The sequence below is a fragment of the Bacillus sp. C-3-6 genome, from assembly GCF_054509685.1.
This window is the reverse complement of sequence record NZ_CM137247.1, coordinates 986,186-1,011,979: the sequence shown is the minus strand read 5'-3', so window position 1 is coordinate 1,011,979 and position 25,794 is coordinate 986,186. Positions and strand designations below refer to the sequence as shown.

The 25,794-nt window shown below is 32.6% G+C and carries 33 protein-coding genes and 1 pseudogene; 12 read left to right on the top strand and 22 right to left on the bottom strand.

Annotation, left to right across the window (positions count from 1 at the left end; genetic code table 11):
- Positions 1 to 23 precede the first annotated feature (23 nt).
- The 4 genes from ACW0JX_RS05195 to ACW0JX_RS05180 all read right to left on the bottom strand — a co-directional run bounded on the left by ACW0JX_RS05195 (position 24) and on the right by ACW0JX_RS05180 (position 1,538).
- The gene (locus tag ACW0JX_RS05195; RefSeq protein WP_000637510.1) at positions 24 to 335 is read right to left on the bottom strand and encodes a YbjQ family protein; all 312 of its coding nucleotides are present in this window, start codon (positions 333 to 335) and stop codon (positions 24 to 26) included.
- Positions 336 to 477: 142 nt separating this feature from the next.
- Positions 478 to 681, bottom strand: a complete 204-nt coding sequence (locus tag ACW0JX_RS05190; protein ID WP_459245452.1) for a DUF4028 family protein — start codon at positions 679 to 681, stop codon at positions 478 to 480.
- Positions 682 to 830: 149 nt separating this feature from the next.
- Entirely contained in the window at positions 831 to 1,361 is a 531-nt protein-coding gene (locus tag ACW0JX_RS05185; protein WP_023521336.1) for a general stress protein, read from the bottom strand.
- A gap of 36 nt (positions 1,362 to 1,397) precedes the next feature.
- A complete protein-coding gene (locus ACW0JX_RS05180; protein WP_001004567.1) occupies positions 1,398 to 1,538 on the bottom strand; it encodes a hypothetical protein in 141 nt (46 codons plus the stop codon).
- 237 nt (positions 1,539 to 1,775) lie between these two features.
- On the opposite strand from ACW0JX_RS05180, the gene ACW0JX_RS05175 reads away from it, so the two are divergent.
- The 3 genes from ACW0JX_RS05175 (at position 1,776) to ACW0JX_RS05165 (ending at position 5,796) form a co-directional block, all read left to right on the top strand.
- Complete coding sequence (locus tag ACW0JX_RS05175; protein WP_000991350.1) at positions 1,776 to 2,027, top strand: hypothetical protein; 252 nt, start codon at positions 1,776 to 1,778, stop codon at positions 2,025 to 2,027.
- Positions 2,028 to 2,231: 204 nt separating this feature from the next.
- Positions 2,232 to 4,922 (top strand): ATP-binding protein, encoded by a 2,691-nt coding sequence (locus ACW0JX_RS05170; protein ID WP_459245451.1) that lies wholly within the window; start codon positions 2,232 to 2,234, stop codon positions 4,920 to 4,922.
- A gap of 16 nt (positions 4,923 to 4,938) precedes the next feature.
- Complete coding sequence (locus ACW0JX_RS05165) at positions 4,939 to 5,796, top strand: CheR family methyltransferase (RefSeq protein WP_000429046.1); 858 nt, start codon at positions 4,939 to 4,941, stop codon at positions 5,794 to 5,796.
- A gap of 39 nt (positions 5,797 to 5,835) precedes the next feature.
- On the opposite strand, the gene ACW0JX_RS05160 is transcribed toward ACW0JX_RS05165, so the two are convergent.
- The 5 genes from ACW0JX_RS05160 to rsbV all read right to left on the bottom strand — a co-directional run bounded on the left by ACW0JX_RS05160 (position 5,836) and on the right by rsbV (position 9,227).
- Positions 5,836 to 6,978 carry a fused response regulator/phosphatase gene (locus ACW0JX_RS05160; RefSeq protein WP_053565101.1) on the bottom strand — a complete coding sequence of 381 codons (1,143 nt, stop codon included), beginning with the start codon at positions 6,976 to 6,978 and terminating at the stop codon, positions 5,836 to 5,838.
- A 172-nt stretch (positions 6,979 to 7,150) separates the two neighbouring features.
- Positions 7,151 to 7,591, bottom strand: a complete 441-nt coding sequence (locus tag ACW0JX_RS05155; protein WP_000017755.1) for a ferritin-like domain-containing protein — start codon at positions 7,589 to 7,591, stop codon at positions 7,151 to 7,153.
- Positions 7,592 to 7,660: 69 nt separating this feature from the next.
- Positions 7,661 to 8,437, bottom strand: a complete 777-nt coding sequence (gene sigB, locus ACW0JX_RS05150) for an RNA polymerase sigma factor SigB (protein WP_459245450.1) — start codon at positions 8,435 to 8,437, stop codon at positions 7,661 to 7,663.
- Positions 8,400 to 8,882, bottom strand: coding sequence for an anti-sigma B factor RsbW (gene rsbW / locus ACW0JX_RS05145; protein ID WP_459245449.1), 483 nt, complete (start codon positions 8,880 to 8,882; stop codon positions 8,400 to 8,402). The genes sigB and rsbW overlap by 38 nt, the downstream gene beginning before the upstream one ends.
- Positions 8,883 to 8,888: 6 nt before the next feature.
- A complete protein-coding gene (gene rsbV, locus ACW0JX_RS05140; RefSeq protein WP_142419408.1) occupies positions 8,889 to 9,227 on the bottom strand; it encodes an anti sigma b factor antagonist RsbV in 339 nt (112 codons plus the stop codon).
- Between the two features lie 196 nt (positions 9,228 to 9,423).
- On the opposite strand from rsbV, the gene ACW0JX_RS05135 reads away from it, so the two are divergent.
- On the top strand, positions 9,424 to 9,624 hold the full coding sequence (locus tag ACW0JX_RS05135; RefSeq protein WP_197241378.1) for a methyltransferase: 201 nt from the start codon (positions 9,424 to 9,426) through the stop codon (positions 9,622 to 9,624).
- A gap of 180 nt (positions 9,625 to 9,804) precedes the next feature.
- Here the strand turns inward: ACW0JX_RS05135 and ACW0JX_RS05130 are convergent, their stop codons facing one another.
- The 3 genes from ACW0JX_RS05130 to ACW0JX_RS05120 form a co-directional block, all read right to left on the bottom strand.
- The gene (locus tag ACW0JX_RS05130) at positions 9,805 to 10,056 is read right to left on the bottom strand and encodes a GlsB/YeaQ/YmgE family stress response membrane protein (protein ID WP_000522903.1); all 252 of its coding nucleotides are present in this window, start codon (positions 10,054 to 10,056) and stop codon (positions 9,805 to 9,807) included.
- A gap of 74 nt (positions 10,057 to 10,130) precedes the next feature.
- A complete protein-coding gene (locus ACW0JX_RS05125) occupies positions 10,131 to 10,331 on the bottom strand; it encodes a CsbD family protein (RefSeq protein ID WP_053565102.1) in 201 nt (66 codons plus the stop codon).
- A gap of 50 nt (positions 10,332 to 10,381) precedes the next feature.
- Positions 10,382 to 10,771: a YflT domain-containing protein gene (locus tag ACW0JX_RS05120; RefSeq protein ID WP_016125605.1), complete on the bottom strand. Its 390-nt coding sequence runs from the start codon at positions 10,769 to 10,771 to the stop codon at positions 10,382 to 10,384.
- Positions 10,772 to 10,984: 213 nt separating this feature from the next.
- Between ACW0JX_RS05120 and ACW0JX_RS05115 the strand changes: the two genes are divergently transcribed.
- On the top strand, positions 10,985 to 11,440 hold the full coding sequence (locus tag ACW0JX_RS05115; protein ID WP_053565104.1) for a hypothetical protein: 456 nt from the start codon (positions 10,985 to 10,987) through the stop codon (positions 11,438 to 11,440).
- Between the two features lie 83 nt (positions 11,441 to 11,523).
- Here the strand turns inward: ACW0JX_RS05115 and ACW0JX_RS05110 are convergent, their stop codons facing one another.
- Positions 11,524 to 11,937 carry a hypothetical protein gene (locus ACW0JX_RS05110; protein WP_157418243.1) on the bottom strand — a complete coding sequence of 138 codons (414 nt, stop codon included), beginning with the start codon at positions 11,935 to 11,937 and terminating at the stop codon, positions 11,524 to 11,526.
- A 356-nt stretch (positions 11,938 to 12,293) separates the two neighbouring features.
- Here ACW0JX_RS05110 and ACW0JX_RS05105 point away from each other — a divergent pair, with 356 nt between their 5' ends.
- Positions 12,294 to 12,401 carry a YjcZ family sporulation protein gene (locus ACW0JX_RS05105; protein ID WP_000505670.1) on the top strand — a complete coding sequence of 36 codons (108 nt, stop codon included), beginning with the start codon at positions 12,294 to 12,296 and terminating at the stop codon, positions 12,399 to 12,401.
- A 299-nt stretch (positions 12,402 to 12,700) separates the two neighbouring features.
- Complete coding sequence (locus tag ACW0JX_RS05100; protein WP_000700210.1) at positions 12,701 to 12,940, top strand: DUF2798 domain-containing protein; 240 nt, start codon at positions 12,701 to 12,703, stop codon at positions 12,938 to 12,940.
- Between the two features lie 504 nt (positions 12,941 to 13,444).
- Here ACW0JX_RS05100 and ACW0JX_RS05095 read toward each other — a convergent pair.
- The 3 genes and pseudogenes from ACW0JX_RS05095 to ACW0JX_RS05085 all read right to left on the bottom strand — a co-directional run.
- A pseudogene (locus tag ACW0JX_RS05095) lies at positions 13,445 to 13,561 on the bottom strand (PadR family transcriptional regulator); the annotation flags it as partial.
- Positions 13,562 to 13,675: 114 nt separating this feature from the next.
- On the bottom strand, positions 13,676 to 14,320 hold the full coding sequence (locus tag ACW0JX_RS05090) for a hypothetical protein (RefSeq protein ID WP_459245448.1): 645 nt from the start codon (positions 14,318 to 14,320) through the stop codon (positions 13,676 to 13,678).
- A gap of 124 nt (positions 14,321 to 14,444) precedes the next feature.
- A complete protein-coding gene (locus tag ACW0JX_RS05085; RefSeq protein WP_459245447.1) occupies positions 14,445 to 16,178 on the bottom strand; it encodes an S-layer homology domain-containing protein in 1,734 nt (577 codons plus the stop codon).
- A gap of 477 nt (positions 16,179 to 16,655) precedes the next feature.
- Here ACW0JX_RS05085 and ACW0JX_RS05080 point away from each other — a divergent pair, with 477 nt between their 5' ends.
- Positions 16,656 to 16,820, top strand: a complete 165-nt coding sequence (locus ACW0JX_RS05080; RefSeq protein ID WP_001145511.1) for a hypothetical protein — start codon at positions 16,656 to 16,658, stop codon at positions 16,818 to 16,820.
- Positions 16,821 to 17,311: 491 nt separating this feature from the next.
- On the opposite strand, the gene ACW0JX_RS05075 is transcribed toward ACW0JX_RS05080, so the two are convergent.
- A complete protein-coding gene (locus ACW0JX_RS05075; protein ID WP_053565111.1) occupies positions 17,312 to 17,593 on the bottom strand; it encodes an LCI fold-containing protein in 282 nt (93 codons plus the stop codon).
- 365 nt (positions 17,594 to 17,958) lie between these two features.
- Here ACW0JX_RS05075 and ACW0JX_RS05070 point away from each other — a divergent pair, with 365 nt between their 5' ends.
- Positions 17,959 to 18,852 (top strand): helix-turn-helix domain-containing protein, encoded by an 894-nt coding sequence (locus ACW0JX_RS05070; protein ID WP_326341439.1) that lies wholly within the window; start codon positions 17,959 to 17,961, stop codon positions 18,850 to 18,852.
- A gap of 427 nt (positions 18,853 to 19,279) precedes the next feature.
- Here ACW0JX_RS05070 and ACW0JX_RS05065 read toward each other — a convergent pair whose 3' ends face one another.
- Together ACW0JX_RS05065 and ACW0JX_RS05060 are read right to left on the bottom strand one after the other, a co-directional pair.
- On the bottom strand, positions 19,280 to 19,399 hold the full coding sequence (locus tag ACW0JX_RS05065) for a DAK2 domain-containing protein (RefSeq protein WP_071713771.1): 120 nt from the start codon (positions 19,397 to 19,399) through the stop codon (positions 19,280 to 19,282).
- Positions 19,400 to 19,475: 76 nt separating this feature from the next.
- Positions 19,476 to 19,865 carry a hypothetical protein gene (locus ACW0JX_RS05060; RefSeq protein ID WP_000940659.1) on the bottom strand — a complete coding sequence of 130 codons (390 nt, stop codon included), beginning with the start codon at positions 19,863 to 19,865 and terminating at the stop codon, positions 19,476 to 19,478.
- Between the two features lie 294 nt (positions 19,866 to 20,159).
- Between ACW0JX_RS05060 and ACW0JX_RS05055 the strand changes: the two genes are divergently transcribed.
- Positions 20,160 to 20,711 carry a DUF4352 domain-containing protein gene (locus tag ACW0JX_RS05055; RefSeq protein ID WP_001228903.1) on the top strand — a complete coding sequence of 184 codons (552 nt, stop codon included), beginning with the start codon at positions 20,160 to 20,162 and terminating at the stop codon, positions 20,709 to 20,711.
- 192 nt (positions 20,712 to 20,903) lie between these two features.
- Here ACW0JX_RS05055 and ACW0JX_RS05050 read toward each other — a convergent pair whose 3' ends face one another.
- Together ACW0JX_RS05050 and dhaK are read right to left on the bottom strand one after the other, a co-directional pair.
- Positions 20,904 to 21,254, bottom strand: coding sequence for an SH3 domain-containing protein (locus tag ACW0JX_RS05050; RefSeq protein WP_000946191.1), 351 nt, complete (start codon positions 21,252 to 21,254; stop codon positions 20,904 to 20,906).
- 229 nt (positions 21,255 to 21,483) lie between these two features.
- Entirely contained in the window at positions 21,484 to 23,235 is a 1,752-nt protein-coding gene (dhaK, locus tag ACW0JX_RS05045; protein ID WP_459245446.1) for a dihydroxyacetone kinase subunit DhaK, read from the bottom strand.
- Between the two features lie 178 nt (positions 23,236 to 23,413).
- Between dhaK and dhaS the strand changes: the two genes are divergently transcribed.
- Positions 23,414 to 23,980 carry a dihydroxyacetone kinase transcriptional activator DhaS gene (gene dhaS / locus ACW0JX_RS05040; RefSeq protein ID WP_098679568.1) on the top strand — a complete coding sequence of 189 codons (567 nt, stop codon included), beginning with the start codon at positions 23,414 to 23,416 and terminating at the stop codon, positions 23,978 to 23,980.
- A gap of 19 nt (positions 23,981 to 23,999) precedes the next feature.
- A complete protein-coding gene (gene dhaQ / locus ACW0JX_RS05035; RefSeq protein WP_459245445.1) occupies positions 24,000 to 24,998 on the top strand; it encodes a DhaKLM operon coactivator DhaQ in 999 nt (332 codons plus the stop codon).
- 99 nt (positions 24,999 to 25,097) lie between these two features.
- Here dhaQ and ACW0JX_RS05030 read toward each other — a convergent pair whose 3' ends face one another.
- Complete coding sequence (locus ACW0JX_RS05030) at positions 25,098 to 25,733, bottom strand: VanZ family protein (protein ID WP_029441769.1); 636 nt, start codon at positions 25,731 to 25,733, stop codon at positions 25,098 to 25,100.
- Between the last annotated feature and the right edge of the window lie 61 nt (positions 25,734 to 25,794).

The following is a 25,794-nucleotide window of genomic DNA, read 5'->3' as shown; positions in this document are numbered from 1 at the left end:
GGGTGAGCCTGTTTTTTATTTACTTATATACGTACAGCTGTACCACTTACAGCAACCATTAACATTCCATCACGAACAACTTCGTAATCTACGTCAATACCAACGATAGCGTTCGCACCTTTTTGTTTTGCAAGTTCTTTCATTTCATCCATTGCGATATCACGAGCTTCTTTTAGCTTGCTTTCGTAAGAACCAGCACGACCACCGACAACATCACGAACGGAAGCGAATAAATCGCGGACAATATTTGCACCCATAATAGCTTCACCATTTACAATATCGATATACTCAATAATTTCTTTACCTTGAATTCCAGACGTTGTTGTTACAATCATGACTGACACTCTCCTAATAAGTTGTAGTTTTGATAAGCTTTCTTATGTCTTTATTATGACATGGAAAAAGTATCTAATCCATTGAATTACCTTACAGGAATGTGACAGTTTTGTAATAATAAAGCGCGCATTATGTTTAATTTTAATAAAGAGCTTTATTATTGGGATACATAAACGATTCTCTATTTTCTTTCCAATCCTTTTCTACTTCTTTAAAAGTTGGTCGCCCTAATTCTTTGTTATTTTCATGTTTGCTAAACCATTTTTTCACATACTGGTCTCCATTTTTATTTTGAACTGTACAAAAGAAACTATTACTGCTATCCTTTAATATTTTTACAATCACGAAAAGGCACCTCTTCCCTTTTAAATAACATGATAGAACTTGATCTTTTACTATAAGCCCTTCCTCTCTTATAGTCATACGACTCCTCGGCCGCGCCAAAGTTGTAAGATCAAAAAACGATATTCACTTTGTTTACATTTTTCATCATTTTATTTAAAGAAATCAGAGTTATAGGCATTATGCTTATCAAATATTTTATAGATTTCTAACTTATCGTCTAATTTTGCATCTACTAAAATTAATATATTGCCATCGTAAATATATTCTTCATACTTTTTAGCATGTTCTTCTGGAATTCCTAACCCTATAAATGCTCCTATTAAACTTCCAGCTCCTCCGCCAATACCGGCTCCTCCAATAGCTGCTGCGATCGGTCCTGCTGCTACGATTGGACCCATTCCAGAAACGGCAAGTATACCAAGACCTGTTAATAAACCACCGAGTCCGCCTGCTACACCTCCTGCTACAAGCCCTGTCGCTGAAAAAATATCCGCTTTATGTGCAGTTTCATGATTTACTTTTTCACCCGATTTTTCTTCAAGGTGTTCAATTTCCTTTTGATCTTTCGCAATAGCTGAAATGTTATCTGCTGAGTATCCTTTATCATTTAATTCATTAATAACGAGTGCCGCATCATCAATTGTTCTAAAAACACCTACTATTTTTCTATCTAAATTCATAACTATTAACCTCCTAAAGTTTTATGTAATGTATCTTTATTTTTCTTCATTTCTGTATACACTAATCTTCTTATTAACATAACCATTTACGAAGAACGCGAATAGTAAAAGCACTACAAGTGAACTACTTAACAAGTAAATTAAATCAAATGTAATATCAATCATCATTTCATTCATGTATACCAGGCTCCTTTTTATTTAAAGTAAAAGTATATTTTGATAGACTAATCTACTAAACATAGACATCTTACAATTCATCTTCAGTCAATCTCTTTGTAGTATATGTATACCCTTCCTAACCTTTTCTAAACGTAAAAAAACTATACTTATATTTTTTCTTATTTATATGTTTAACATTTTTTAAAACGGGTATGTTTATATTGTTATGCTTACTATATGGAAAGGAATATTACGATGAACGCCATTCACTCTACTACTATTTCTTATAATGAAACACCTACAATAACTCAGATTCATCATTTTTATGCTTTAATGACAACATTTCAAGCTAATTTGTTTATAAGTAAACATGGAACAATGACATCAATCAAAAATTTAAGCACTCTAGTATCCTTTTTCCTTACTGTAAAAAAGAAAGATCTTATATTATTTATTTTTGAAGGAATAGATGCAAAAAGAGCTTTAAGAACACTCTTCCCTTCTTAGAATTTTTCTTACCCTCTATTCCCTCGTTTACTACCTTTCATATATGTTTTTATATTTCAACATGATTTCCTCTATTAAAAAAGAACCCCCTAATACAATAGGGGGATTTCTAGTTTGGCCTTATGAAAACTGATATAATATATATTACGTTTTTCATTCTTTAAAATAGAAAAGTTTTAATAACCTTGAAGGTAGGAATTTTTAATGAACTCGAAAGCAAAATTTAGTATTCGTTACAAAATTATGGCTGGTTATTTAGTTATCATTTTGTTCTTACTTGTTTCTTTCATTATGTTAAACAATGAGATTTCCAACTTACAAAAATCTCGTAATTTTATTATTGATCATGATTTTAAAGTTCTCAATTTAACGAATCAAGTGGAGAAAGAGTTACTCACAATTGAAAATAAAGCGAAAGGGTTTATCATTTCTAATAACCCTAATTACGTGCAATCCCTTAACTCTGCGGAAAAGGATTACGAAAAACATTATCAAGATCTTTTGGCTTTATTAGAGGATAACCCCTCTCAGCAAGAAAAATTAAAACAGATTAACGAAAACATTACTAGTTGGATTAATAAAGAGATTCACCCACTCATTACAAATAATAATAGTAATAATGTACAAACAATTGACACGACTCAAATTCAGTCATTACAGTCGCAGCTAACTAACTTTCGGAGCACTGAGGAGCAACTAACGAAAAAAAGAGCTGCACAATTAGATATTGAAAATAATAAATTAGAGATTTGGTTATACAGTTTATTATTCTTACTTTCTTTTATTTCCATTATCGTTTCACTCTATATTTCGAATTCCATTACAAAAACGATTAAAAATGTAATTCAAGCTATTAAATCAATTTCTTCTAAAGAAAAAATTACGGAAAGAATTCATGTAAATACACATGATGAAATAAAAGATCTTGCTCATACAACGAACCACTTACTAGACGAAATATCGAAAAGAGAGTGGTTACAAACTGAGCTTGCAGAATTAATTTTAATGTATCAAGGTGTATCTTCTATTGAGATGTTAGGTAAAAAAATTCTTAGTGGAATTATACAAAAAACGCAAACTTCTTGCGGTGCATTTTATGTACGTGAAGAATATGAAGAAACTGTCTACTATGTGAAAAAAGCTTCTTTCGCCGATCAAGGTGCTGATATTGGAAAACAATCCATTAGAATGGGTGAAGGTTTCATTGGACAGTCTGCCTTAGAAAAGAAAAGTTTTATTCTCAGGGATATACCCGAAGAGTTTCGTTATGTCACTAGCGGAGTATTAGAAATACGTCCTAAAAATCTACTAGTCATCCCTATCTTATTTGAGGATGAGGTGATTGCAGTAATGGAGTTAGTAAGTGTAACTGAGATTTCAGACTTACATCAAGATTTAATTCAACAAACTATTGATAATCTAGGTTTAACAATCCATAGCATTATAGGACGTATGCGAATTCAAACTCTTTTACATGAATCACAAGCAATGACAGAAGAGTTACAAGTTCAATCAGAAGAATTACAAACGCAAGCTGAAGAACTACAAATGCAAGCTGAAGAATTACGAACAACGAATGAACAATTAGAGTCTAGAACTGAAGAAGCTGAACAAAAGACAGCTGACTTACAAATTACCAAATCAGAATTAGAAGAAAAAGCAAGCGAGTTGTTACGCAGCTCAAAATACAAATCTGAGTTCCTAGCAAATATGTCACATGAATTACGCACACCGTTAAATAGTATTTTACTATTATCTGAAATGTTAAGAGAAAATCATGATAATCATTTATCGGATGATGAAATTGAACTAGCAACTGTCATTCATTCATCAGGAAAAGACTTACTTACTTTAATTAATGACATACTAGATTTATCTAAAGTAGAAGCAGGCAAACTAGACATCATTTTTGAAGCAACGAACATAAGTGACATGGCAGCCAATATGCATCAAAACTTTTTACATATAGCTGCACAAAAAAATGTCGAATTTACGATTGAAGACAGTGATACGATTCCTGATCTGTTTTATACAGATGCAAAACGGATTGAGCAAATTATTAAAAACTTATTATCCAATGCATTTAAATTCACGGAAAAAGGATCCGTTTCTTTACATTTCGATTCAATAGAAACAACCAATTTAAGTCATGATATGCAGTCTATAAGTAAAGATTGGATTACAATTTCAGTAAAAGATACTGGTATTGGTATCGCTAAAGAACAGCATCAACTTATTTTCGAAGCCTTTCAACAGGCAGATGGAGCAACGATTCGAAAGTATGGTGGTACAGGATTAGGTTTATCTATTTGTAAAGAGTTTGCTAGATTGTTAGGTGGTTGGATTACGTTAGAGAGTAATGTAGGAGAAGGTAGTACTTTCACGGTATATATTCCTAACCTTCCAAATGGATTACATGATATACAGTTATCCAATTTAGAAGTCGCAGCAACGATAGAAGATGTTATTCCTGCTGAAGTTGTTGAAGAAACTATCCTTACTACCGAAACAAATAACGTCTTCCAAGAGAAAACCATTTTAATTGTCGATGATGATCATCGAAATATATTTGCGTTACAAAATGCATTAAAAAAACAAAACGCCAACATTATTACTGCCCAAAACGGCATAGAGTGTTTAGAAATACTAAAAAGCAATACAAATATTGACCTTATTTTAATGGATATTATGATGCCTAATATGGACGGTTATGAAACGATGGAAAATATCCGAATGAACTTAGGGTTACATGAAATACCTATTATCGCATTAACTGCTAAAGCAATGCCAAATGATAAGGAAAAATGTTTATCTGCTGGCGCTTCAGATTATATAAGTAAACCATTAAATCTACATCAACTCTATTCGGTAATGAGTGTATGGTTAATAAAATAAGTGAGGTTTAGTTGGAGTGGAAAATAAGTATTATAATTTTGATCCATCAGTAGATACGGATGAGCGCACGAACTTAGAAATTGAATTACTATTGGAAGCGGTATTTAAACTATCAGGATTTGATTTTCGCCAATATGCTCGCACATCTATTTATAGAAGGATTTGTAATCGAATGCAGCTCTCTAATATCCCAACCATTTCAAAATTAATTGAAAAAGTAATTCACGAGGAAGGGGTTTTAGAACAGTTATTAAATGATTTCTCGATTAATGTAACTGAGATGTTCCGTAACCCTGCCTTTTTTAAAGCGCTAAGAGAGCATGTTATTCCTGAATTGAAAAAGCAACCTGAAATTAGAATTTGGCATGCTGGATGCGCAACTGGTGAAGAAGTATTATCGATGTCCATCTTACTTCACGAAGAAGGATTAAGTGAAAAGTCGGTTATTTACGCAACAGATATGAATACAAATGTGTTAGAAAAAGCAAAACAAGGCATCCTCCCGTTAAATAAAATGCAAACTTATACGAAAAACTATTTACAAGCTGGCGGTACACAAGCATTTTCTAACTATTATTCAACAGATAATCGTTTTGCTTATTTTAATCCTTCACTGTTACAAAACATTATTTTTGCACAGCATAATTTAGTAACCGATCAATCTTTTAACGAGTTTCATATTATACTTTGTCGTAACGTTTTAATTTACTTTACAAGTAAACTTCAAAATCAAGTGCAGCAACTATTTTATGAAAGCTTAAGTCACAATGGATTTCTATGTTTAGGAAATAAAGAAACTCTTCGTTTTTCAAATATAATGCCGCATTATACCCAATTTAATCCTAGTGAACAAATCTATCAAAAAATACAATAAAAAGCGTATGAAATCCTCTGTTTGGATTTCATACGCTTTTTATTTCGCATTCGTTTGTATCATAATTAGACACATATCATCTGATTGCGCTTTCTTTTGTTCTTCCTTGTAAAACCCTTCTATCTCGCCTTCTAAATCTCCCCATTTTCTTTCTGTAAAAGTACGTAATTTCTCTTCAGACTCAAATTCATCATTTGCAATTGCTTCAAGAACACCATCTGTAAACAATAATATTTGAGCGTTCTTCTCAAAAGGTATAACTGTCTTTTTAACTTTTATTTCATCAAAAAATCCTACGGCACAACTCCCGCGATTTAGTTCAACCATATTTGTTTCATCAACTAAAACGTATCCAGAAGGATGCCCTGCGTTTACATATTCAATCGTTCTCTTTTCTGTATCTACTACTAAATATATCGCTGTAAAATAATATGGAATATCGTCATTCTCATTATGTAAAAGAGTCATATATTTATTTAAGTCTTTAATGACAAGTTCTGGATCGATTAAAGATTTAATCGTTTCACGTAATACAGACGAAATAAACATACAAACTAATGAAGCAGATATACCATGTCCCATCACGTCTAATAATATAATACCGTAGCGGTTTTCATCGATTTTATACCAATAATACATATCTCCAGCTAATTTAAATGAAGGTAAGTAACTTGCTTCAATTTTTATATAATCTTCTCTTAATGGGCTACTTAATAAGTTTCTTTGTACTTGCGTAGCTAAATCTAGTTCATTCCGAAGATTTTCTTCTTGTTCTTTATGCCAATTTAATTCCGATTTCAAGCGTAACGCTACACGCATACGTGCTAATAGTTCAACTTTATTTATAGGTTTCGTAATATAATCCATTGCCCCCATATCAAGAGCTTCGGCCAACTTATTGGCATCCTCTAAAGCTGTAACAAAAATAATAGGAATATCTTTAAACTTCTCCTCTTTTTGTAATCGCCTACAAACTTCAAGTCCATCAATTTCAGGCATCATAATATCTAATAGTATTAAATCAATTTCATTATGCCTGGAAGAATCTTTTCCAAACTGTATGTATTCGAAGAGCTCTTGTGCAGAATTGAGCGATACAAGATCATGATATCCGGCTTGTTTTAAAATCTTCTCAATTACAAAGATGTTAACCGGATTATCATCGACAATTAAAATGGACACAAGTTATTTCCCCTTTTCTTATTTAAAATGTAAATCTATTATCATTTTCTATTTTTCTAGTATTACATACTCAGTTACAAAATGAAAATTTCTTACTCAAACATATTTATACAACAAAAGAACAAACCCCTAGAAATAGGAATTTGTTCTTTCACTCTATAAATTTCTACTTTTAATTTAACACCATTGCTTTATCATTTAAAAGACGATCTAATTCTTCCATATGATTAGTTTCATCTGCAATCATATCTTCTAACTTTACAACTAACTCTGTCATATTTAATTTCGCTGCCTGTTCTTTTCTCGTTTCATAACGCTTAATTGTTTCATATTCTGATTGTCTAGCGGATTCTAACATTTCTCTAACATCTTCTACTTGTTTCACTGGTAAAGGGATCGTAGTAGGTGTACCACCTAGCGTCTTAATTTTCTCCGCTAAATATAGGGCATGTCCTTGTTCATCACTAATTTCAGATTCAAAGAAAGGTTTTAACACTTGTCTATATATACCAGAAACTGTAGCTGCATTATGGTTATACATAATAATTGCTGAGTATTCTCCTGCTAAATCTTCATTCAATCCTTCGATTAGTTCTTTCACATCGTGTGACATTTTCATATCTCCTCCTATACTTAATAAGTACCCCTTTTCTCATGTTTTAAACATAATTATTTTAAATTTTTATGTATCTAAAAATGCGGCTTGCTTCAATTTACTTATCGCTTGTCTTTTAATACGAGAAACGTGCATTTGCGAAATACCTAACCGTTCTCCTGTATCTTTTTGATTTAAATTTTCTCCAAATATATAATGAATAACACTCTTTTCCGTATCATTTAATACGTTAAAAATATCCTTTAAAACGAGACGCCTTTCTGTCTCTTCATATCCTTGCTCTACTTCACCTACAGATTCAATTCTCGCTACCGAACTACCATCAGATGAATTTTCAACTACATCATCTAAGGAAGATACTCGATAATTATTTTTTGCATCCATAATCTCTAGAACTTCCTCTTCGGATAGTCCTAAATGATTTGCGATTTCTATAATCTTCGGCGAACGTTGCAGGTGATCTGTTAACTCCTCTATCGCAAGTTTAATTTTCCCGCCCAAATCTTTAATTCGTCTTGGAACGTGAATGCCCCAAGTTTTATCGCGTAAATACTTCTTTATTTCCCCTACTATCGTAGGTATTGCAAAAGGCTCAAAAGCATTCCCTATCGAATAATCATACCTTCTTATTGCGCCTAAGAGCCCTAACATCCCTACTTGTATAATATCCTCATGCATCGGCCCGCCTTTTGAATAGCGATATGCAATGGAATATACGAGATTTTTATAATGATCAACTAACCTTTCCTGCGCTTCATTACATTGGTTTTGTTGGAATTCTGCAATTAGCTTAATAACATCTTCTTTAGTAAGATTTGTAGGTTGAGATTGGATTTCCATCATTCTCCACCTGCTCTCTTTGTATATATTTTGTCATTAAAACTGTCATGCCCTCATCATGCATAATTTGTATATCATCCATTAACGTATTGATTAAATATAAACCTAAACCATTTTCCGGCAAATGTTCTACTGGTTTACTAATATCATACGGACCAACTTTCCTTTTTAAGTTATTAAAATCAAAGCTAACCCCATTATCCGCAACTATAATTTCTAATCGATCTTCATATAAGCCAAAGACAATTGTAATTTCTCCAACGTCTTCTTTGTATGCATGTTGTACAATGTTTGTACATGCTTCACTAATAGCAATTTTCATATCTTCTATATCGTCATAAGCAAAGCCCATTCGATTCGCAACACCAGCCATTGTTAAACGAATAATAGCCACATATTCTGCCTTTGCAGGAATTTTCATTTCTATCTTTTCAAATCTCTCCATCATCCCTAGTCACCTTCTTTCTACTTTTTCAAAATCGGAATTCAAATTTAATATTTCTGTTAACCCTGTAATATCGAATAATCTTTTTAATCTTTTAGATACACCGATAAACTCTAGTTTTCCATCATTTTTCTTAACTGCTTTTAATAGCGCTATAAAAACACCTAAACCAGTACTATCCATATAATCTACGTTATGAAAATCTACTACAATCTGAACCTCTTTTTCGCTTGCAATAGGCATAATCTTATTTTTTAAATCTGATGCCGTATATGCATCAATTTCACCATTAAGTTGTACCGTATAACCTACATCATTTTGCAAAATATTTATTGCCAAATTCATCATTTCCGCCCCCTTATCTCGAACTTTTACTATTTAATTACCCATAAAAATTAGTTTTAAACATATTTTTTTATTTTCATTATAAATAAATTTTCTACACCTTTCTCGGCTTAACACTTAAAAAATACTACCGAATGTTTAAACCTTATAATTTTGTGTATGTATAATGTATAAACATTATTTTTAGGGGGATCTATCTATGGAAGAGCACAACTTTAAAAAGGGAGATTTTGTTCAATTTTCTTATCGACACGATCATGCTACAACGTTAGTTGGTTCCATTATTAACATACTAACAAATACAATTGTAGTTGATATAGGTAATAGCGAGGACCTATATCATATAGAACCGAGGCAAGTCGTAAGAATAAATAATTGTGAAAAAGTAACGATGGTTTAATACATGATAGAAAGTGTAATTTTAATAAGCGGGGGCCTTCATCCCCCGCTCATTTCTATGTAGATTACATTAAAAAAGCATCCAAATTAGTTTAATTGGATGCTTTTTTATGTATATTTATCAGTTCATTCACTTTATAGTTATATATAATAAACTTAAGATTACTATTCATTATCATACTTACGCTTTCCGTAGCATTCTAGAGAAGAATGTAACGATTAAAATAAAGACGATTGCACCTAATAACGCTGGAAGAACAAAAATGCCTCCCCATTCAGGACCCCAATGACCAAATAACGCACTACCTACCCAAGATCCAATCAAACCAGCAATCACATTACCAACTATACCTAAAGGAAAGTCTTTTCCCGTAATCATTCCAGCTAACGCACCAATAAGTCCACCTACAATACACGTAATAATAAGTCCCACAATTAGACCCCCTATATATTTTTATAATGGATTTATCAAGCTTTGGTGTTTAACCAAAGCTTGATAAACATGTATTATTCTTTATTATCCAATCCATCACTTATCTTTTGTTTCACTTTTCCGACTTTTTCTTTTATAGTTCCCTTCGTCTTCTCCCACTTCCCTTCATTTTTCAACTCTCTATCTTCTGTAACTTCACCAATTCCTTCTTTTAATTGCCCTTTTTTCTTTTCAACTTTACCAGTAATTTGTTCTTTCAGCCCGCTCTCACTCATATTTCCCATCTCCTTTTCGTAATAGATTTATAGATGTAAAGGGTACAAAATTAAATAGAATACATGCATCTTCTTTCGTGTAACCATTCACCGACTCTTTCTAAATCCTTAACGAATAACAAGATTTTCCCTTCATCTAGCTTTTCTTCGTAGAAGTTTGCTTCTTCCTCATTAAGCCCTAACTCCTGCATCTTATTTCTTAACTGATCTCCCGTTTTTTGAAAGACGTTAATAATGCTTGTCCCAAGTCCTTCCTCTTTTATTCCAATCGTGTTCACGTCTGCATTATCTGCGATTCTATCTGTCCTCTCTTTCTCATGTGTTAACACGTAAATATCTTTTTGTTCTATTCCTTTCTTCACTAGATCATTCGCCGCATTCATGACCTCTTTCTCCGTAATAAATTCATATACAAAAGGTTTACTATACTTCGTTTCCATCTTTAACTTCCTCCTTTAAAATGAATTATTTGTTATATTATATGTAGTACACCTATTTTCGAAATGTTAAACATAAAATATGAAAAAAATTATGTGAATTTTAATTTTAATAGAAAATGAACAACATCATTTACCACTTTAAAACATCTTCCCCTTACAATAACTACCTAAATTAACAGAAAATTGTTATAATTAAATTCAAGGAGGGATACTATGAAAAAAATCATATCTATATGCGCTCTAACCGCTCTATCTTTCACTTTAATAGGTTGTACAAGCACCTCGGCTACAGATAAAGCTTCACAAGTTAAGCAAGAACACACACAACATACCTTTCAATTAAACTCCGCAAATATTTCAGACATTGAAATACTAAAAACAACAAATCATACTACTTCCAAATCTCAAACAGATAACGAAGAAATGATAAAATCTATCGTTTCAGCAGTTCAAAATGGAACACCTAAAACAATCACTTTAGATCAAAAAAAGAGAGAATCTGCACATTCTACTATTACCGTTACATATAAAGATGACTCAAAAGAAGAATTTCTTGTATGGGTTGATAATAAGGAACAAATTACAATCGCTAAAAATGAGAAGAAAGATAAGGTAGAAGGTGTGATAGTGAATATTAAAGATGCTAAAATGATGAAGGATTTCTTTTAAAATTCTAGTTAACGTTAAAAAAAGAGTAGGATTACATCCTACTCTTTTTTTAATCATGCTCAATAAATAGACTTTTATAAAAGCTATTTAAGGTCTAATTTTGCTAAATCATGTTGTAAAACATTATTTCCTTCTTGTGGGTTAAATACGATTGCACTAAGACCAAAAACATTCGTAACAACATCTCTATCTTTCGGACGAATGATTCTTACTTCATAAGCAAAAAGTGCTGAAGGAAGAGCTGCTGAACGAAAAGTAACATATCGATTAGGTGGCAATGTTTGCGTTGAAGGGTCTATTAATGGTAACAATACCGGAGAACCAGATGACCAATCAAACATTTCAACAGTTACTCTACGAGTATCGTCGGGATCAACATTCATAGCATCCACAGTAAGAAATAACGTAGCGGAATGTCTACGTAATATACCCGTTGATAAAGTTTCATTATGATGTTCACAGCATTTTTTTGGAGGGTGACCATAGCCATAACTCATACCAATCCCCCCCTTTCATTTACAATTAAGGACAAGTATTCCTTATAATATATAATGCTAGTATTCTTTTATTGAAAGGTATAAAAGCGGATTTCTATCTATATTTTTGGATATTTTATTTTTCATTTATTCGCTTTTAAAGAATGATATAGACTCTCCTATTTTGCCTTTGAATTCCTTCTAAGAATATATTCTACCCTCATCAATCGAGGTCTTACTCCCCGACAAATAGCGGGATAAATCTATTTTGAAAAGGACCTGCTCCATTCATTCGTAAAAGCATACAGTAAATGGAATCCGTTAAAACACATGAGTGACCCCTTGGTTTTCCCTTCCTATTAAAAGGAGGAACTGTTATGGGCTTTGGTGGTAGTTGTGGTGGCTGTGGCTTCGCTGGAGGATTTGCTTTATTAGTTGTATTGTTCATTTTATTAATCATCGTTGGAGCTGCTTGCTTCTGCTAAAAAACTATCGGAAAAGACACTTTTATATGAGTGTCTTTTCTTCATAAAAAATACGCAATGTGCAGTTTAAGTGTAAGATGTAGTATTACATCCCCCTCCAAAATGAACTTCGATACTATAAATTTCGTTTAGGTGCAATCTTAAAATTTCAGTTTAATAGCAATATGGTGAAACTCTATTCCATATAATATTGCTATTGCAGAAAAGTAAAACAAACTGGACAACCTAGATTTCAAACTGTAAGATTAGATGTTGGTGAAATTGGGCAGCAAAGCATATATAGAAAATAGGTGTTAATTTTGAAAATCAATAAAAAATTCGAACCAATAATTTTTAATATCTTTATGATTTTAGGTATATCTAGTATTATCTCTTTCGTCATGGTTTCAATGAATGTTGGATATACAGCTTTATTTCTCAAATCATGGATGAAAACATGGGGAATTGCTTTCGTACTTGCATTTTTAGCTTCTAAATTATTACCCTTTGTAGTTAAAAAGATAATGAAAATCTTCACTTTTGTTGAGAATGATGCTTAAGAATAAAGTGATGTACTGCGTAGGTTCATTCCATTTAAAAGAATTTATTATCACAAAAACTTAACCTAGTAAATTTTTTTAAATCGAAGGAAGACATCTTACAGGTTGTCTTTTCTTTATAAGTAAAAAAAGCCCACCTATTTCCGTAGGCGGGCTTTATCTTTATTACACAATACGAAAGTATACTCTCTTTTTCACTGAAATTTTATGTAATTTTACATATTCATGAACATACATGTCTTAATGGACTTTATCTATATACTCATGGCAGTAATCCATTGAAAATGTATCTTCTTGAAAGCAAAACTCTCTTTTAGAAAAAAAAGACACCCTAAAGTTCATTCCTCCGACTTGAACCTCTTTAATTTTAATAATATGTATTGGACTCCCATCCAACTATTATTTTACTATGTTAAGTTATTTTTGTTTATTGAGAAATACAATAATTTATTTATGTTGGTCGTCTGTATGGTCCATGCAGCGATTAACAAGAGGGCAATAGCAGTGATTACTCAGTTCCTCTACCTTTTGCATAATTAAATAACCATGTGCTGGCTCTAATAAAGCTAAAAGAACGTAATACGTTGTTTCCGTTAATGGTAAATTTTTATCTCTATTCATAAAGACCTCCAATGTAACGATAACTATATAGTTAAACTGTATATGTCAAATGCAGAAATAACTTTATAACCCATAATAAAAACGCTACCTTATAAAAAGGTAACGTTTTTATTATTATCCTTGCTTATTCTTCGCTTTCATTTGCTCTTCATAAACAAACTTCGCGGTCATAAAGTCGTTAGAAAAATCTTTCAATGCATTCTTCATTACATTTAATTCTTCTTGTGATTTAATTTCAATACTGTTTAAGAAATCAAATGCTTTTGATTGTTCCTCCGCAACAAAGTTTTGTGTCATATAATCATCTTGGAAGTCTTTCTTCGCCTTTTCTTTTACTTTATTCATTGCCTCTGTTTTGTTTATGCTTTTCATTGGATTTTCGAATGCTCCAGTAGGTTGTTCTGGTTTTGGCTCTTCTTTCTTTTCCGGCTGCTGCGCTGGTGCTGGTTGTTGTGGCTCTTGCTTTGGTTGTTCTTGTTGAACCGGCTGCTGCGCTACTTGTTGCTCTTTTTTCGCTAACTCATCTTTTAACTTCTTCACTTGCTCATCAAGAGATTTTTTTTCAGTTTCTAACACACTCATATCACTTTTCAACTTTTGCGTTTCTTCAAAATGTTCATCTACTAATTTATTATATTCTTTCTCAGAGTACATTTTTTCACTGGTTGATGTCGTTTTCTCTTTCGTAACAACTACATTAATAATTACAAATAAGGCTACAATTCCTATTAACGCAGCAAAAATCTTCTTTTTGTTCATGATTAATCCTCCAAAATGTAAAATTTCAAAAATTATCATAACAGACCAATTCGTTTTCAACTGTCATATTTTGTCGAATCAATATAATAAAAAAAGCATCTGAAACAGATGCTTTTTCTCATTCTTAATACGTAAACGTAATCGTCACTAAAGAATACCCTTCTTTCGCATTGTAAGGCTCCGCTTTATAAGAAACTCGATTTGCCCCTTGCGGATAATCGATTTCGCCAATTGCCTTTTTCACATCTTGCAGTGCACCATTCATTGATTGCTTGTACAGTACTTCAATTTTTTCTGGTTTCGCACTATAGCGCTGCTGCATTTTATTTTTTAATTCGGTATAGTTGTTTGCGATATATTCAGTTCCTAAATAGTTTAACTTTGTATCTTTTAATATTTGCTGATATGCAGGCGTTTTCGTACTACCTGCCGCAATTTTGTTTGTCAGTGTACTATAATAATTTGTTGTAGCTTGCGGATAGTCTCCGCGGTTCCACTCATGATTTCTTGCGATTTGTTCATCTGATAAATTGAAATACGAATACGTTACGCGGCCCTGTTCATCTGGAACCGGATCATCGAATGTTGTATCAAGGTGATACCATTTATTTTCGATTTTCACTAAATTCCAAGCATGAGGTTGTCCGTCCCCAGTTCCTGTCACGAAATGATTTTCAATTCCTGCTTCTTTTAATAATTGATACGTTAATAGTGCGTAACCTTGGCAAACCGCAGAACGATTTACTAGTGCTTCATATGCTGTGTAAGCTTTATAAGACGTATCATAAGAAACATGTTTTACTACGTAATCATGAATCGCCTTCACTTTTTCGTGATCATCCATTCCAACTTGAGTAATAGAAGAAACGATTGCTTTCGCTTGTTTCATGACATATTCCGTCTGTTCTTTCGTTTCACGATATGTAATCTTAAGCGTAAATGTATAATTTCCAGGTGATCCAGAAAGTCCATATGAAACATTCGATCTATTATTATTTGTATACTCATTTTTACTTGCAACTTCTTTATATGCGTTAAAAAGTGTATTCATCACTTCGTTTGTATTATTGTTTTTCGTTTTATATGGAAGTGTAATATTTGTCTCGTATGTATTAATACGCTTTTGTACTTCCCCTTTAAACGCTGTTAATAATGCCGCATCTCCTGTATCTTTCACATCGGCATTTTTATACTTTAAAGTTTTATATAAAAACTGCGCATACTGTTCACGTGTTACTGTGCCATACGGTTCAAAATTCCCGTTCCCTGTGCCATCTGCGATTCCATTTGACTGCACTGCACTAATTGCGTTTTCTGCCCAAAATGGATTTGGAACATCCTTAAAGGTATGTTTTTGTTTTGCCGCAAGATGGAAAGCATTTGTAAGAATTTGTGCCATTTCCGCACGACTCACAGAAGCTTTCGGTCTAAATTGGCCATTTTCATCACCTTTAAAAACTCCTAAATTCGTTAAAGTTAATACCTCTTCTGGAAACATTGTAGAACTTTGATTAATATCACCGTAAGGATTTTTAAACGTAGACCCATCCTTTAATACGTAACGAGTTCCATCATTACTAAACGAACCGCCTTGTTTATTAGGTACTAACACTCGATAAATTAAAGCCGCAACTTGCTCCCTTGTCGCAACATCTCCAAAACCAAATATCCCATTCCCATAACCGGAAATAATATTTTTACTCGCTAAATCTTTAATCGCTGGATATGACCAATGTGATGTCGGCACATCAGAAAAAACACCCACTTCAGCAGCTTTTACATCGCTGCCATTTGTATATAACAACGCACCACCAATCAGTGATAATGATGTAATTGATTTTAATAGTTTTGTATACATAATGTCTTCTCCCAATACGCTCTCTATTTTTGTTGGTTTATGTCGAAAAATCTAAAAATATGACAAAATATATTATACAATTAAAAGTTTTTGAGGGATATATTGAATTTTAAAATATGCAAAAATTCATATTGTTATAAGGATTCATAGTGATATTATGTTATTTTACTTGCGAATATATAAATAAAAAAACGCTCATTTGAGCGTTTCATCTATATAATTATTAGTTACTTTTTCTTCACTTAGAACTCTTCTTCGGTAATCATCCTTCGATCTAACAACTCTTTATACTTCAATATTTCTTCAACCCCACGGCTCTCCATGCGTATATTGTATAACATTTGTTGTATTGACCTTTGATTGGTCCGTTGAAACATTTACTCCATTTAGAGATAATTCTATTGAATTTTTCACTACTAGTTACAAAAATATCTTATAATTTATATATAACAAATTAATGTATTAGGAGTAGATAAAATGCCAGTTACACTCGAACTTATTCTTTTCATTCTTATAGCAATTAGTGCTGTTGGCTATTTAATAAAAGAATTTCAAAAAACTCGGAAACGAACACTTGGAATTTCACTAGAATTTTTAGTTCTTTTCTGGTCAATATGGAGAATATCAACTATTATAATCTAATTTATAAAACATAAATTCCTTCGAATGAAGTGAAACTCTAATCAGCGGGCGTTTTATGGGATAAATTTACCAGTATTTTTACCACAACATTCATGTTAAAATCCCTTGTGAGTACGACATAACTCGACCTTATGAAGCTCCGTAGCTTTTATCGCGGAGCTTTTTTTATTAAAATTAACGCTTTTGTTCACTTTTTTGATACATTTACGAAACATTCATATGTTACGTTATATAAGTCCTTTTTTAAATCTTATTCATTCTAGCAAAAAGTCCTAGTCCCCCTAGGGCTTTTTTGCATTCAAACAATGAGTTGTATTTTTTCTCAATAACCGAAACTACTTAACGTGGTAAAATAATAATTGGACTGGAATTTAATACCATATTACAATGGATCAAATCGCAAAAAGGCACCTTAGGGTGTCTTTTTTATAGAGAATCAGTTTAAAAACTAAAAATAAAAGAACCTCAATAAATGAGGTTCAAAAAATCCACTATTTTAAATTACCTTCGTAAAAAGCAACTCCATTTTGAACATGTTTTAAGTACCACGTAATCGTCCCGCCACAAACATTTTCATTAAAACTATTAGCATATACTCCATTTGAGTAATAAAGAGTTCTTTTGAATTTACCATTAGAATACTCATAAGGAATTGAGCATGTTGCTTGCTTCGGAGAGCTCACAGTTTTTTGCGTATCAGCTGAAGCTGCACCAATTCCCCCTGTTAATGCAATACCTGTTGCTACTGCCCCTACTACTAATTTCTTGAACATAATAAATCCCCCTTTAATAGTTTATATAGCTTACAACTTAAATGTATCACTTTTGTAATTTATGTAAATATCTTGAATATGTAGAAATATTTATTTGGTTATTGGTAATATTAGGATTTTATTTTATCAAATGGATAATAGAGGGATTAGAAAAGCATGTGAAAATACAGATAGGTTTATATTAAATGAATATGGTTCAAATCGGCGAAAGGAACTTTTGGTGTCTTTTTTGTACATAAAAAAATCTCACCATCTTATAGAAACGATAAGCCCTTTAAAACAATAATTGCAACTATATTAATTTTACATTACATTAAGGTTAGAGAATATCATACTAATAAAGTGTTAAATAGTAGGTGGGGAAAATGGAATTTAACGATTTGGGTATTACCATTAAAGAACTTAGAATTAAAAAAAATATATCACAATCCGACTTATGTCACGGAATATGTTCACAAAGTCAAATTAGTAAGATCGAAAAAGGTGTGATTTATCCATCTAGCATATTATTATATCAATTATCTGAAAGACTTGGTGTTGATCCAAATAATATATTTGCACTAACTCAAAACAAGAAATTAAAATATATAGAAAATGTAAAATACGTAATCAAAGATTGCTTAAAGCAAAAACAATATAAAGAACTTTATGAAATAGTAAAAAAAGAGAAAAACTTAAATAATTTTCAAACAAAAGAAGATAAACAATTTCTAATATGGCATGAAGCAATTGCTATATTTATGGTGGATAAATCAATAAAAACTGCTTTAGATTTTTTAAATAATGCATTAAAACTGACTTTAACTAATTCTGATTTTTTATCAGAAAGAGAAATAGATATTATGCAATCAATGGCTATATTTTATGCGGAAAATAAAGAGTATGAAAAAAGTATTAATATATTAAAAAGATGTTTAACTAATTTTAATAAGTTAGATTTTCCTAGAGATAAAGAAATTAAATTAAAAATCATGTTAAATTTAGCAAAATGTTTAGACTTCACATATCAACATGAAGAGGCAATAAAATACCTTGATAAGGGCATCAAATTAGCAATTAATCTAAATACTTTATACCTATTAGGTGAACTATTCTATTTAAAAGGTCAGTATTTATTAAAAATTAAACAACATAATGTAGAAGATGTTATTTATAACTGGAAAAAAGCATTGTTTATATTTGAACTAACCGAAAAAGAATATTATACAAAAACGCTACCAGATCAACTTATTGAAATACAAAATAAAAAACACTCATAATTTCGTAAAAACTACTTACAAATCCCACAGAAAAAATCCTTATAGCTTTTAAACTTAGATCGATAATATTAAAATAATTTAAGTCGGCGGAAGGCACCTTTTGGTGTCTTTTCTTTATTTTTACAAGGACCTGCTCAATTAATTCTTAAAAACATACTAAGAAACATTGTTTTATTTATCCCATTTTCATTCATGCTATATATAAAATTCTTTAATAAATCCACCTCAAACATACTTATATGCATAGGAGTATGTTTGAGGTGGAACTTCTTCAAATACTAGTTCCTTTTATAAACCGTTTTTTGATGTTGATGACATTATTCTCAATACAATAGAATGAATTATGGGAACATATTTAGCAATATATATCAAAAAACAATATTAAGAAAACCCCCTCCACCTTAAGGTAGAAGGGATCTTCTAATTTCTATTTCAAACTACCTAAAATTTCTGTAAAGATAACCCCAAGCGTATGTGCCCCTGCATCTGGATATCCTAAACTTCTTTCACCAACTACCGCTCCTCTGCCGAATGATCTTTCAACGATAGATTATATGCCTTGAAGTGCTGTTTGCAACATTTCAATTCAGATATACGACAGTAAAGAATACATCATCACTGTGTCAGCAAGCAAAAGTGTATTCTGCATTCCTGAAAACAGTAGATGGCAGATTATGACCTACTGAATCTGCTAAGAAAGAATATACAAGAACATCCTTAACATCCTCTTTATTTCCACTAATGATGACATCAAGAAAATCTTCTATTTGGAATTCTGGAGTAAATAACACAATCTTAGTTGTTCTGTTTGGTTCTAAAGAAACAAAAGTACGAGAGATTTCAACTAATTCATTTTGAGTTGGGAAAAAAGTGTTTCGACTTCTCTTAACAGTTACCGTTACATTACTAGTATGGCAACGTGAATCATTGTTTAACATAATGTTGAGAGCAGTTGGAATAATCCCATTTTCAGAGACTGGAACTCGAAACACTCCAGTAGATTTATGGGCCATATAATCACATCCTTTCAAAATAAAATATATTTACAATATATTAGATGCAAAAAACGTTCATTTTGATATGGACAAATTACATGATTAATATATCTATAATAACCCTCGGTATTACTAAGCCAATGTTTTTTAAAAGATTAACAAATATCGCGAGAACCAATCGAATGTATATTAAAAGTAAAAAGAATAAGTTGTCTAAAAGACCCCCTATTTTGAGCCAATAATGAGACATTATGTTAATCTTATATGTATAGCTGCACAAAATTGAGAAACTTAAGGAGACAGATAAATTTTATGAGAAAATTATCTATATTACTTACTTTCATTCTAGTATTAGTCAGTGTTACGGCTGCTTGCACACAAGATAAAACAGATAGTGCCGTTGAAAATGGTCCAATAGAAGAACCAACCGCAAAAAATGAAAATGAAGAATTAATAAATTTTGAAGAAAAAGAAGAGATGAGCCGCTTGGAACAAGGTATTTTATTAGTTGGCGAGAGTGTTAAGGGAGGCTATTACTTGGCCGCTGTTCAAAGTGCATATTTAAATGCTAGCAACGATTCCGTCATTGTTAATGTCTCTGTAAAAAATGTACGAGGTCAAACGATTGGACTATCAGAATTAAAATATAACTTAAAAGATGAAAAAGACGGAAAGATCTATAAAGGAAAGGTGCTTGATCAAAACCCTTCTGATATACAAGTTAAACCAAATGAAACGGTAGAATTGAAAATAGCTTTTGAAGTACCACATACCGTAGATGAATATATGTTTTATATTGAAAGCTCTTTAGACCCTCTACAAACATACTGGAAAATTGATAAGCTGCAATCACAAACAAACTAAGTCTAAAATAAGCAAAAAGCAATGAAAAATTTGATATAGATACAAATGAATACTATATAAACGTAAGACCATCGATTTAATGAATCGTTGGTCTTTTTCAAAAAATGCCCCATTAAAAACTAAGAGATAAAAAAGAACTAATCTCTAGAAGAGATTAGCTCAATATATCCAAAGCTATTATGGTACATAGTTTTATGAGCAAACGTTATATAATGTTGTATGGGATACATAACCTGTCATCCCTTTATATGTAACTTTTAACCACTGTTTAGAATTACTGTAATGACCTTGAACATATTCACCAGTTACCCATGTTCCAGTAATTTTCGTACCATCATTAAATGTATGTAAGACAGGTGAATCGACAGTATAACCACTGCGCATCTTTGCACCATATACACCTACCGTACCTCCCTTTGCACAAGCTGCTACTACATTTTCATTTTCAGTAGCATTCGTAGCCGCGAAAGCAGAGCCGTTAAATGTAAATAAAGTAAATATAAAAGCTGTTAGTACTGTACAAATAGATAAACGACGTAACAAAATAAATTCCCCCTTTTTTTATAATTTACTTCTTCACAAATGATTATCTTAAATATTCTAACTATTTTCAATATATTAATGTTGAGAAATATTAGTTGTATTTTTGAAATAAGATTTTATCAAAAACAGTAACAAACTCATATTTTACTGAGAAAGAACCGAAAGAAGTCTTCTACATATCAACTATATAAAAATCCCTCCACCTTAAGGCAGAGGGACTTTCTAATTATTATTTCAAACTACCCGCAATCTCCGTAAAGATAACTCCAAGTGCATGTGCACCTGCATCAGGGTATCCTAAACTTCTTTCACCAACTGTACCAGCGCGGCCCATGCGAGCTACGATTTCTTTCGTGTACTCTGCGCCTTTAACGGCTGCTTCTGCACCTTTTTCAAAGGCATTTTTCATGTCTTCTTTGTTTGAAGCGCTATGTAACCAAGAATCTACACATGGAGCAAGTGCGTCAACTAATGTTTTGTCACCAACTACCGCTCCTCTACCGAATGATCTTTCACCGATAGATTGTATGCCTTGCAGTGCTGCTTGCAACATTTCAGCGAATTCTTTCACTGTTAACTCACGCTTCTCGCCTGCTGCTTTACTAGCTGCGCGGAATGCACCGCCCCAAATTGGACCAGAAGCGCCGCCGCAATGTTCCATAATAATCATCGAACAACCGTCAAGGAATGATCCAATCGTTACATTTTCTTGTTCTACAATCGAATGCCACTCACGTTTTAATTGCTTAAATCCTTTTGCAACACTCATTCCGAAGTCGCCGTCACCTGCATGTGTATCTAACTCACAAAACGGTACTTCATTTTTAATAATAATATCGCTCATTTTATCAACGAGATAAATCATGTTGTTTAATATAATGACATTATTTTTAATAACAGCGTGCTCTTCCGCTGTTTCTATTTCAAATGAAACTTCCTTCTCTTCTGCCTCTTCAAGTACATTCACGTACTCTACACTTTCAACTGGTCCATCTACTTTAAACGCTGGTGTATTACATTCTTTTGATAGTAATGTTTTTAGCTCTTCATCTAACTTCATTACCGTTAAAGACATACCAGCCATATCAATACTTGTCATATAGTTACCGACGAATACTCTATTAATTTTAATGTTTCTAGCTGCTAGTTCTCTCGTAACTGCGTTGTTAAATAAGTAAAGTTCTTGAAGTGGTGTTCCGCCAAAACCGTTAACTAGAAGTGCGATTTCCTCGCCATCTTTTACTCCTAAATCTTTCATTAAATCATTTGTCATACGGTTAGCTAATTCATCCGCCGACAGCATTTTTTCACGCTTAATTCCTGGTTCGCCGTGAATACCTACGCCGTATTCCATTTCATCTTCCGCAAGTGTGAAAGTAGGTGATCCGCTCGCTGGAACTGTACAAGACGTTAACGCTAAACCGATTGTGCGCACGTTAGCCGCTGCTTTTTCTGCTACAGCTTTCACCGCTCCTAAATCCATACCTGCTTCCGCTGCTGCGCCGGCAATTTTATGAACTAAAATAACTCCCGCAACGCCGCGGCGTCCTACTGTATATAGGCTATCTTCTACCGCAATATCATCGTCCACTTTTACGTAGTCGACTTCAATTCCATCTTCCGTCGCTAAATGCGCACCGTTTTTGAAATTCATAATATCGCCGCTATAATTTTTAATAATTAATAACGTACCTTTTTTACTAGCTGTCTCTTTAATCGCTTGGTAAACTTGAATTTGCGAAGGAGAAGCAAACACATCTCCGCACACTGCCGCATCTAACATTCCTTTTCCGACTAATCCTGCATGTGCCGGCTCGTGACCACTACCGCCTCCACTAATTAACGTTACTTTATTTTCGTTCATTTCTTTCTTCTTAATTACTTTATATTTTTTCAAAAGCTCAAGCTCTGGGTGAGCCATAACCATTCCGTTACACATTTCCATTACTAATGTTTCTGGTTTGTTTATAATCTTTTTCATTGTAGTTCTCCCTCAATTCCTTTAATATATTGTGATATATTTGAAATCTTCTTCTTACTACTCATGTTAAAATGAAAGCGTTTTATAGTAAACGGACAAAATGGACAATCTGTCTAAAGACACCGCTCTCATTTATGGGTAGGATTTTTATATTAATAACATTCTAGGGATGATTTAGATGACCTCTTCTATAATTTCTAAAAAGATAATCGCGAACTCATTGAAGTATTTAATGGAAACAGAGTCGTTTCATAAAATATCAGTGAGCGATATTATGTTACACTGTCAAATGCGTAGGCAAACTTTTTATTATCATTTTAAAGATAAATTTGAACTATTAAGCTGGATTTATAGAGAAGAAACGAAGGAAAACATTATCGATTTTCTTGACTATGAAACATGGGAAAACATTTTCGATTTATTATTTGATTACTTTTATGAAAATCAAAAATTTTACCGAAACGCTTTTAAAGTCATTGAGCAAAACTCGTTTAATCACTATTTATTTGAGCATACGAAAAACTTATATATGAAGATTATTGATGAATTATCTGTGAGCTGTGGATTCAGCCTTTCTGATGAGACTAAAAATACGATTGCCTCCTTTTATAGTCACGGCTTCGTTGGAACGATAAAAGATTGGATTGAAAGCAAGTGCGAAGTAGATCCGTCCTTTATGTCTTCTCTTATGAAAAATATGATAAACAATCAATTACTACTATTACTTGAGCAATCAGCAAAGTAATTAAAGGGTGGCAAAAGCAATGAAAAAGATTATGAATGATGTACAAAATATCGTTCAAGATATGCTGCATGGCTTTTATTTTGAACATAACGACAAAGTAAATTACGATGAAACAAATAACATCATTTATGTAAAAGGTATCGAAAAACTGAAGCAAGACGTCGCTATTATAAGCGGCGGTGGTAGCGGACATGAACCTGCTGATATTGGTTATGTAGGAAAAGGTATGCTTACAGCGGCAGTAAACGGCAATATTTTCACTCCGCCTACAGTGGAACAAATTGCGGCGGCAACTCGCCTCATACCAAAAGATAAAAGTATACTATTCATCATCAAAAACTTTAAAGATGACGTAGAAAACTTTCTAGCAGCAAAGCAAATTGCTCAAAAAGAAGGAAGAAAAGTTGACCATATCATCGTAAATGACGACGTTTCAATTGAAGATGATGCTTCCTTTAATAAAAGAAGACGCGGCGTAGCTGGCACTGTTTTCGTTCAAAAAATATTAGGTGCGGCCGCTCTTGAAGGTCACTCTTTAGAAGAACTAACAACAATTGGCCGTTCTGTTACAGAAAACTTACACACATTAGGAGTTGCTCTTTCACCTGCAAACGATCCAGTGAAAGGAAAAGCTTCCTTCACACTAAACGAAGATGAAGTGTTTTATGGCGTCGGTATTCACGGAGAAAAAGGTTACCGTAAAGAAGCACTATCCTCTTCTGAAATATTAGCGATTGAACTGATGAACAAACTAAAAAGCATTTATCGCTGGAGAAAAGGTGACAACTTCGCTATTCTCATTAATGGATTAGGTGCGACACCATTAATGGAACAATACATTTTCGCAAATGACATTCGTCGTTTGTGTGAGCTGGAAGGATTGCAAGTGACATTCGTAAAGGTTGGTACGCTGTTGACTTCTTTAGATATGAAGGGTGTTTCGCTTAGTTTGCTTAAGGTAGAGGATTTGGATTGGGTGAAGTGGTTGAAGGCAGATGTTAGAGTGGGTAATTGGTAAGTAAAAATCATGATGATAAAAGCCTTTAACTATAACAAGTTAAAGGCTTTTTACAAATTGAAATATCGCACGAGCGTTCAAAAGAAATTCGTAATCACCTCACTGAATGATGACAGGTCTTCCAAATAAAGCTGGATGATAAATTAACATCGCCCCTACAAATGAACACACTAAACAAAAAATAGCCTCGTATTTTATAACTAGAGAAGAGTTGGTATCAAGCTTTTTCCCCTCTCTTCTTAATATCATTTTAAAAGCTCTATATAATAAATACCCAATAATTGCCCCGAGGGTATTCGTAAATAAATCATCAATATCTGTAATTCTATTATTTAGTAATTGATTTAACTCAATTGCCAGTGAAAAAAAGAATCCTGCACATACGGTGTTTTTTATTTTTTTAAACTGCGGCCAAATCATCGGTAATAAAAAACCTAACGGCATAAACAGTACAATATTCAAAAGATACGTAGTACTACCTGCCGTATCAAATAGAGTCAAGTTGATTTGACTTACACGAATCCACGTTTCATATCTACTTATATCCCATACAGTCGCGATCTGCGTCACCCTATACACTAACGAAAGGTAGAATAGAAAAACATACACCCATAAAAAATGCCGAATAGATATAATTCTTTTCGCTTTAAAATAAACTCCAATTTGAAACACAATACAAAAAATACTAGTAAAAAAGTACGTATACAAATAACTAATTAAAACTTCTGTATGCATGTAGAATCCCCTAACTTTACATTTTCATCTATGACTTTGTCTTTTTTAGTCTCCTTCATGA